Origin of the sequence: Burkholderia sp. Bp8994, assembly GCF_003853805.1 — a bacterium.
In the GTDB taxonomy this organism is placed as follows: Bacteria; Pseudomonadota; Gammaproteobacteria; order Burkholderiales; family Burkholderiaceae; genus Burkholderia.
In genome coordinates this window covers 240,501-247,994 of record NZ_QTQH01000010.1, presented here as the reverse complement: position 1 = coordinate 247,994, position 7,494 = coordinate 240,501, and the positions used below count along the sequence as shown (strand labels likewise).

The 7,494-nt window shown below is 63.9% G+C and carries 7 protein-coding genes; 2 read left to right on the top strand and 5 right to left on the bottom strand.

Annotated features, from left to right (window positions below; translation table 11 throughout):
• Positions 1-526: 526 nt before the first annotated feature.
• Positions 527-1,060 carry a cytochrome b gene (locus tag DIE04_RS13610; RefSeq protein ID WP_124486767.1) on the bottom strand — a complete coding sequence of 178 codons (534 nt, stop codon included), beginning with the start codon at positions 1,058-1,060 and terminating at the stop codon, positions 527-529.
• Positions 1,057-2,145 carry a catalase family peroxidase gene (locus DIE04_RS13605; RefSeq protein ID WP_124486768.1) on the bottom strand — a complete coding sequence of 363 codons (1,089 nt, stop codon included), beginning with the start codon at positions 2,143-2,145 and terminating at the stop codon, positions 1,057-1,059. Before DIE04_RS13605 ends, DIE04_RS13610 begins: the two co-directional genes overlap by 4 nt.
• 158 nt (positions 2,146-2,303) lie before the next feature.
• Between DIE04_RS13605 and DIE04_RS13600 the strand changes: the two genes are divergently transcribed.
• Together DIE04_RS13600 and DIE04_RS13595 are read left to right on the top strand one after the other, a co-directional pair.
• Complete coding sequence (locus DIE04_RS13600) at positions 2,304-2,822, top strand: sigma-70 family RNA polymerase sigma factor (RefSeq protein ID WP_124520413.1); 519 nt, start codon at positions 2,304-2,306, stop codon at positions 2,820-2,822.
• On the top strand, positions 2,819-3,580 hold the full coding sequence (locus DIE04_RS13595) for an anti-sigma factor (protein ID WP_124520415.1): 762 nt from the start codon (positions 2,819-2,821) through the stop codon (positions 3,578-3,580). The genes DIE04_RS13600 and DIE04_RS13595 overlap by 4 nt, the downstream gene beginning before the upstream one ends.
• A 1,092-nt stretch (positions 3,581-4,672) precedes the next feature.
• Here DIE04_RS13595 and DIE04_RS13590 read toward each other — a convergent pair.
• The 3 genes from DIE04_RS13590 to DIE04_RS13580 form a co-directional block, all read right to left on the bottom strand.
• Positions 4,673-5,011 carry an EamA family transporter gene (locus DIE04_RS13590; protein ID WP_124486771.1) on the bottom strand — a complete coding sequence of 113 codons (339 nt, stop codon included), beginning with the start codon at positions 5,009-5,011 and terminating at the stop codon, positions 4,673-4,675.
• Positions 5,008-5,796, bottom strand: a complete 789-nt coding sequence (locus DIE04_RS13585) for a bifunctional 2-polyprenyl-6-hydroxyphenol methylase/3-demethylubiquinol 3-O-methyltransferase UbiG (protein WP_124486772.1) — start codon at positions 5,794-5,796, stop codon at positions 5,008-5,010. The genes DIE04_RS13590 and DIE04_RS13585 overlap by 4 nt, the downstream gene beginning before the upstream one ends.
• A 71-nt stretch (positions 5,797-5,867) precedes the next feature.
• On the bottom strand, positions 5,868-7,376 hold the full coding sequence (locus DIE04_RS13580) for a hypothetical protein (RefSeq protein WP_260426248.1): 1,509 nt from the start codon (positions 7,374-7,376) through the stop codon (positions 5,868-5,870).
• Positions 7,377-7,494 lie beyond the last annotated feature (118 nt).

Below are 7,494 nucleotides of genomic sequence, written 5' to 3'. Positions count from 1 at the left end.
GACAGGAATATGAATCACTTCATAAACCTGACTTACTTTAGTGTGAGACTCTTGATACTTTCGCTTTTCTGATCCGAAGATCAGCTCGCGTCCATCAAGCGCCCACACTTATCGGCTGTTAATTTTTAAAGAGCATTTCCGCGAGGACCCGGAGGCTTTCTCAGCAGCGCTGCGTTTTCAGCAGCAGAGAAGCGAGATTATCAACCGTTTTTTAAAACTCGTCAACAACTTTTTTAACTACTTCGTTGCGACGACTACGGTTTAATTTCGTATGCACTGGAGTCGATAAAACCGACTTCAACAGCACCGCTTCCCTTCTTCCCCCCGCGCTGCGTTTCCGTTAGCGCGAAAGAGGCGTGATTCTAAGCACCTGCCCCGGTCTCCGCAACCCCTTTTGTGAAATATTTTTGACGTGCTAGGCCGGGAGCCGCTGAACCGCCCTAGTGGTCATAGATAAGCGGCACGGCAAGAGCAGCCTCGGTCGCCCGTGAACCGCCCCGCCGCAGCGAACTCAACCTTCCGTCGATTACCGCCCAACCATCGCCCTCACCACGCCGTCCCGTCGAATCAGTCCGTGATACAGCGCCGCCGCGAAGTGCGCGAGGAACGTCAAGAAGAACAGATAGGCCAGCACGCGATGCGCGACCCGGAGCCAGGCGAACGCAACCGGATCAGCCGCAACGATCGCCGGCAACTGCACGCCGCCGCCCAAGGTCACCGGATACCCGCCAGCCGACAGCATCGCCCACCCGATCAGCGGCATCGCCAGCATCAGCGCATACAGCACCAGATGCGACCCATGCGCGGCAACCTTCTGCCACCAAGGCAAATCCTCAGGCAACGCCGGCGGCTTCGACGAAAGCCGCACGACGATTCGCACACACACCAGCACCAGCACGGCGATCCCCAGCGGCTTGTGCAACGCCACCAGGAAATCGTGCCGCCCGGAAACCGACGCCACCATCCCCACCCCGATGAACAGCATCGCGAGGATCATCGCGGCCATCACCCAATGCAGCAGCCTCGCCGGCAAGCCAAACGTCGTAGCAGCCTTCATCATCGTCCCTCCGCACTCAATCGCGCCGCGCCAGCCACGCCGGCCTCTTCACTTGTCCTGCGCAGATACGAATCCGCATAAGCCGCCGACCGCGCCGCCAGCAACGGATCCCCCGACACCTGAATCCCCTGCGGCAGCACCGTCGGGTCGTAATTCACGTCCCGGCACGGCCCGCTGTCCTGCGGCTCCACGCGATCGAGCACGAGCGTGCCCGCGTCGATCGTCATCCGCTGCGCAGGCCAGGTCTTCGTCGCGTCGTCCACCGGGTCGCCGGGTTCCGCCAGCGTGACGAGCAGCTTCCACTTCTGCGCGCCGTCCGCGATGCGCCGCGTCAGGTCCTGCTGCAGCACGTTCGGATCCGCGGCCGTCGCGACGTCCCCGGCGCCCGCCGTCTGCTCCGGCACGACGCGCCAACGCACCGCCTGGCGCTTGCCGGCCGCATCGACGAAGTAGAACGCGTTCAGCCCGTAATAGCTTTCGGTGACGTAGCTCGCGCTCGGCTTCGCACCCTTCACCCATGCGCGGAACGCAGCCGTCTCCGGATGCGCGCCGAAAAACGCCTTGACCTTCGCCGGATCGGGCTTGCCCGTCGCCGGATCCGGCCGGGTCGCCAGCAGCTGCGCGTAGAACGCCTTCGGCGTCGCCACCGGAAACACCGGCATCGCGTTCATCCCGGTCCGCCATTGCTGGCCGTCCGGTGCGGTGAGCTTCAGCGCGAGACTGCGGATCGGCACGCTGCTGTCGGGCGCATACGGATTCCCGCCCGGCAGCGCAAAGCGGCCGACCACCGGCGTGCGCACCGCCTTGAAGAACGGTGCGACCGAATACGCGCTAGCCGCGCCGTTGCCTTCGAAGTAGCCGGTCACGCAAACGCCCTTCGCGTGATTGCGCCGGAAACCCGGATGCTCGCCGCCGGCCGTCTGCAGCGCGTCGACGAGCCGGTGCGGGGTCAGACGCGCCGGCGCGAGCCAGCCGCCGACATACCCGAACGCCACGGCCACGCCGGCCACCGCGCCGCCGATCACGGCCCAGCGCCACCATCCGCGCCCAGGCTCGCGCGGCGGTGAAGAAGAGGATGATTGCTTCATGGATGCACTCCCGATCGTCAGATCATTGTCGAACGCGTGTAGGACGCCACCCGCGCCGCTTTATTCCATGAAGAAATTTTTCGTATGCTGACGGAATAAGCGGCGCCGACCGGCGTCCTACGCGGCATCTCCACGCTTATCGGCTCGCGCCCCCGGCCATGCCCTCAAACGCCCCCGACGACGACGCATTACGCGAACTCATCCCCAGGCTGCGACGCTTCGCGCTCTGGCTGGCACGTGATGTCCATGCGGCCGACGATCTCGTCCAGTCGACGCTCGAGCGTGCGCTGTCGCGCTGGGCGAGCCGCCGCGACGACGCGTCGCTGCGCAGCTGGCTCTTCACGATCCTTTACCGGCAGTTTCTCGACGGCAAACGCAGCGCGAAGCGCTATGCGTGGCTGCTCGGCCGCATTCGCGACGACGACGAAGCGCACTGGCCGTCCGCCGAACGCGAGGTGGCCGCGCGCGCGACGCTCGAAGCGTTCGGCCGTTTGTCCGACGAGCAGCGCAGCCTGCTGCTGCTCGTCGCGGTCGAGGGCTTCACGTACCGGGAAGTTGCCGACCTGCTCGACGTGCCGATCGGCACCGTGATGTCGCGACTCTCCCGCGCCCGCCAGGCGCTGCGCCAGCTCAGCGACGGCGAGCTTCCCGCTCCTTCTCTCCGTTTGATGAAATGAATACGCTCCGTCCCGACGAACACGATCTCCAGGCCTATGTCGACGGCCAACTCGACGACGATGCGCGCGCCGCGGTCGAGCGATATCTCGCGCTGCATCCGGAGAGCGCGGAACAGGTGCAGCACTGGCAGCAGGATGCGCAGCGGTTACGGGCCGCGCTCGAAGGCGTGCGGATGCCTGGCGAGAATCCTGCGCTGGATCCGGCGGCGATTCGTGCGAAGCGTGCGGAGCGCTCGCGGGTGCGGTTCGCGATGGCGGCGTCGTTCGTGTTCTGTATCGGGCTCGGGACGTTTGGCGGCTGGCAGGCGCGTGGATGGAACGCGGCGCCGCCGATTGCGCCGATGAGCGATGCGGTCGAGGCTTACCGGATGATGGTGGTCGATCAGGCCGCGAAGGTGGATTTCCGGCCGACGGGTGCGAAGGATTTGCAAACTTGGCTCACCCGGCGCGTGGGGGCATCGGCCAGGCTGCCGGATTTGAGTGCGGCGGGGTTCCGGCCGGTTGGCGGGCGGTTGTTTACGACGGATAGTGGGGCCACGGCCGCGATGGTGCTCTATGAGGACGACGCCGGGCGGACGCTGAGCTTCTATCTCCGGCCCGCGGAATCGAAACATCGGCTGCTGCCGGCCGGGCAACGCGTGGATGGGTCGTTGCTGGCGCGGTATGGGTCGGTGAATGGGCTCAACTTCGCGGTGGTCGGGCCTGTGGATAGTCTTGGTGAGCACGCGGTCGTGAGGGCGCTCGATCAGCAGATTTGAGCTGGACGATACGCTGTCGGTTGGTGGCCGTTGTGCGCTGACTGCGGTCCGTCCGATGCGGTTCGACAAGCCTGAAAGCACGCACGTTCACCGTTCGGGGCCACAGCGTTTAAATTCGCTTTTGTGGTGGTTGTCCACACCGCGAACCTCGTCGCGGTGCGTTCCCGGATGGGTAGACCCTCTTCGGTTCCGACGTCACAGGGTTTGGCGTCTTCTGGACGCAGGATATCCGCATCGGCCCCAGCGGCTCGGCATGCCGTCTCTGGTTGAATCACTCACCTTCGGCCCGCACAGCATTTCGAGTGTCTTTGGGTCGCGATATCCACATCGCCCTCGCCGAGCTGGTACACAGGATTTCGATTCGGCCGCTCACGGGTTGTTCGCATGCGCGTGAGCGCTTCGAATCAATGTGTTCCCGAGGGGGGCACACAGCGTTCCTGATTGTTTTGCGTGCCGGTTGTCCACACGCGACAATCGGGCGCCACGGCCGCACGGACTCCAGCGTCGTGTCGTCCGTCATGTCGTACGACGGTGGCGTGGTCGTCATAACGGACCTTGTGCAGCCGCATCGGTCATGAGCACCCACGACGCAGCCAGCAATATCGATCACCAGCATCTCATTGACGGGAGCCTTCATCGATCGCCGGGATCGAACTTCACGTTGAATCGCTCGCCCTTGAACCGACAACGATCCCGAACCCCGGCGATTCTACCGATACGAGCGTTCGAGCGGTCACCGGCTTCGGCTTCGCTTGATCCATCCACCGCACGCAGTGCATATCCCGCCCGGATCACAGTCGGCGGACTGTGCTTATCCAAAGGTGTTAACAGAGTTCGTATATATACGTAGTGATAGTTAACAAGCCCGCAGCCTCACAGTGGATAACTTCCGTAACGCCCTGAATTTTCAGCATGAAGTGGAATGCATAACCACAGGCGATGCACAGGAAAATCGCTGTGCATCACAGAACAACTTTCCGTCGATTCACAGTCGCGTCGACATATCCTCAATCGTTCCACTGTGAATCCAGAGGCTTGCCGGACGGTTATCCATAGCGCGCTGTGGATAAGTTGCAGCGCCAGTCCGCCCCGCTATCGAACCATGGCGATCAGATACAGCCCGCCGAGGATCATCGCGACGCCTCCCCATTGCGCATACGACACACGCTCGCCGAAGAACACGATTCCGGCCAGAAAGACGAGCACGAACGTAAGCGCGGTAAACGGATACACGACGGTGAGCCCGGTCTTGCTCAAAGCGAAGATCCAGAGCACCGTGCCTGCGCCGTAGCAGAGCAACCCCAGCGCGACCCACGCATTGATGAATTCAGTCAATGCATGGCGGCCGTCGGCACCGATCTTGAACGCGACCTGGCCGGTTGCCGCGAGGAACACGCCGGCCAGAATGAGCACGTAGACGGACAGTTTCACCGGTGTTCCTCGTGGCGCTTCAATTGGTTGGCGACCATCCGGCTCTTCAGCATGGCGATGCCGGTTTTCACGCGCACCGGCAGCCAGCGCAGCAGCAACTTGCGCGCCTTGTAGCCGGGCGGCGACACGTCCGGTATGCCCGAACGGCTGTCGACGCGGTGTTGTCCGATCGCGTCCGGCAGCCACTCCGCTTCGTCGGCGGCAGCGAAAAAGAGCAGGTTGTAGCGGTACCACGGCTCGATGCGCATGTCCGTGGCGATCATCGGCCGGACGAAATCGAACAGCTGGTAGCCGTGGCGCGCGAACAGGTCGCGCCAGAATTCGTAGCGCTGTTCGTTGATGTGGTTCTCGCCGCCCTGGCCAGGCACGGCGGCGGAAAACAGCACGCGCTTGCCGTGCCGGACGAGATTGTCGACGAGTGCCTCGCTGGATGCCTTTGGCACGTGCTCGCCGACTTCGAGGCACTGGACGAGATCGAACGATCGCCCGAGATCGAAGCGCTTCGAAATATCGGCCGGTACGAAATCGGCAGGGTCGACCATCAGCATCGAACGATCGACATAGTCGCCGTCGATGCCGGTGATGTCCTGCACGCCGAGCTGGCGATGCACGCTGAGCCATGCTCCGGCACCGCAACCGACGTCGAGGATACTCGCAGGCTTCAGCAGCGCGTTGACGCCGGGCAGCACGCCATGCGCCGACCGCGCCGATCCCTCGCGCTGGTATCGGTAGAAGATCTCGTCATACGAGCGCGGCGTATCGTCCGCGATGAATCCAGGTGACATCGCAATCTCCCGATGGTGCGATCGGTGCACGACGTGGCGCGACGCATCGCACCGCATGCGACGCAGTGCAATCAATCGCCTCGACAAGCCTGCTTCTCGTACACCGACCATTCGCCCGCCGTCTTCACGCGCACGACGCGACAGTCCGGATTGGCGAAAAACGTGTCCGGCAGCGGTGTCTCGGCGCGAACGAAGAAATACCGGTACAGGCGCCCTTGGTGCCGCTGCCAGTCGAAGTGCCGGTACAGCGGCAGCGGCGAGACGTCGGACGGCCCGACACCGGGCAGCCGGTCGAGCCGAAAGCGGACGATCTGCGGCGGGAACCGCGCGGCATTGAAATCGACGAATCCGCGGTGCTCGGCCTGATACCAGAGCGCGAAGTTCTCGTAGGCATACGGGTTGCCGGCAGCCGGGCTCGTCCTGTCGACGATGATCGCAAGGCCGCGCTGCGCGGGTTCGATTGCGTTGGCAATGACGTCGAAATCAGCGCTCTCGTCGGCGAAGCGCAGCGCGCGGACACCTTGCTGAACGATGAAACCGGCGCAGACCACGGCAAGGAGCAACTGCGTCATCAGCGCGAGCTGCGGCATTCGCCGGCCGGGTTCCATTGGTGCGGGCGCGCGGAACATCAGCGCATAAAACGGAAACAGGAACAGCGCAAAGCGCGGATACAGGAAAAACGTGTTGATCGCGAACAGCGGCACGGTAAACCAGACGATGGTCACGATGATTGCCGGTACATAGGCGGCGACCTGCCGGTTCGGTTTCGATGCCATCACGAACGGTGCGGCAGCGATCAGCAGGAATGCCAGCAGCGAACGGCTGTCGCCGGCGACACCCCACGGATAGAGCACGGCCGCGAACACGCGCACGACCGGGCTGATCCCCCACATCACGGTAAACGGATACATCGGCGTCAGATCGACGTCACGATGCAACGCCGCGTACAGCACGGTGACGGAGGCGAGGATCGCATACGGCCACGAGGCGAGCAGCACGCGCGGCAACATGCTGGTCGTGCGCAGGCGCACGAGCAGGAACAGCACGCCGATCGCGTTCGCGAATACGAAGAGTAGTCCGTGCGAGAAAAACAGCGCGAGATTCACGAGCACCAGCAGTGCGCCGCGGCGGGCTGTCGGCCGCCCGGCATAGTCGAGCGCGAGCGCCAGGAAGATCATCGCGACCGGTACGGCGACGAGGTACGAGTAGAAACCGAACTCGTATGCGAAGCCGAAGAATCCGGGCACGCACAGCCAGTCGAGGCGCGGGTCCGTACCGAGACGCCGGCGCAGCGCGAGGTACGCGGCGACGAAACCATAGAACGACAGGGTCAGCATGACCTTGAACGCAGCCGCGACGGGCATCACGAACGAAAGCAGCGCTGCCGCGCCATAGCCGAGCAGGTAGGGCGTAAACAGATTGATCCGCAGCAATGGCGCCCATGGCGACTGGCCGCGCAGCAGGTCGCGCAGCGTGGCGACCTGTGCCGCATGCTGCGGAAGATCGACCATCGGCGGGTGCGGCGCGAGCCAGAACAGCAGGCCGGCGGCGGCGACCGTCGCAACGAACAATGCGCGCAACGTGCGATCGGCTGTGCGATATGGCCACGCACGCGGCAAGCGGCCGCTTACCGTGCTGTCATCCATTGCACGAGCCCCCGCGTGAGAGACCGCCGCCAGCCTGGCACCGGGTCGTTGC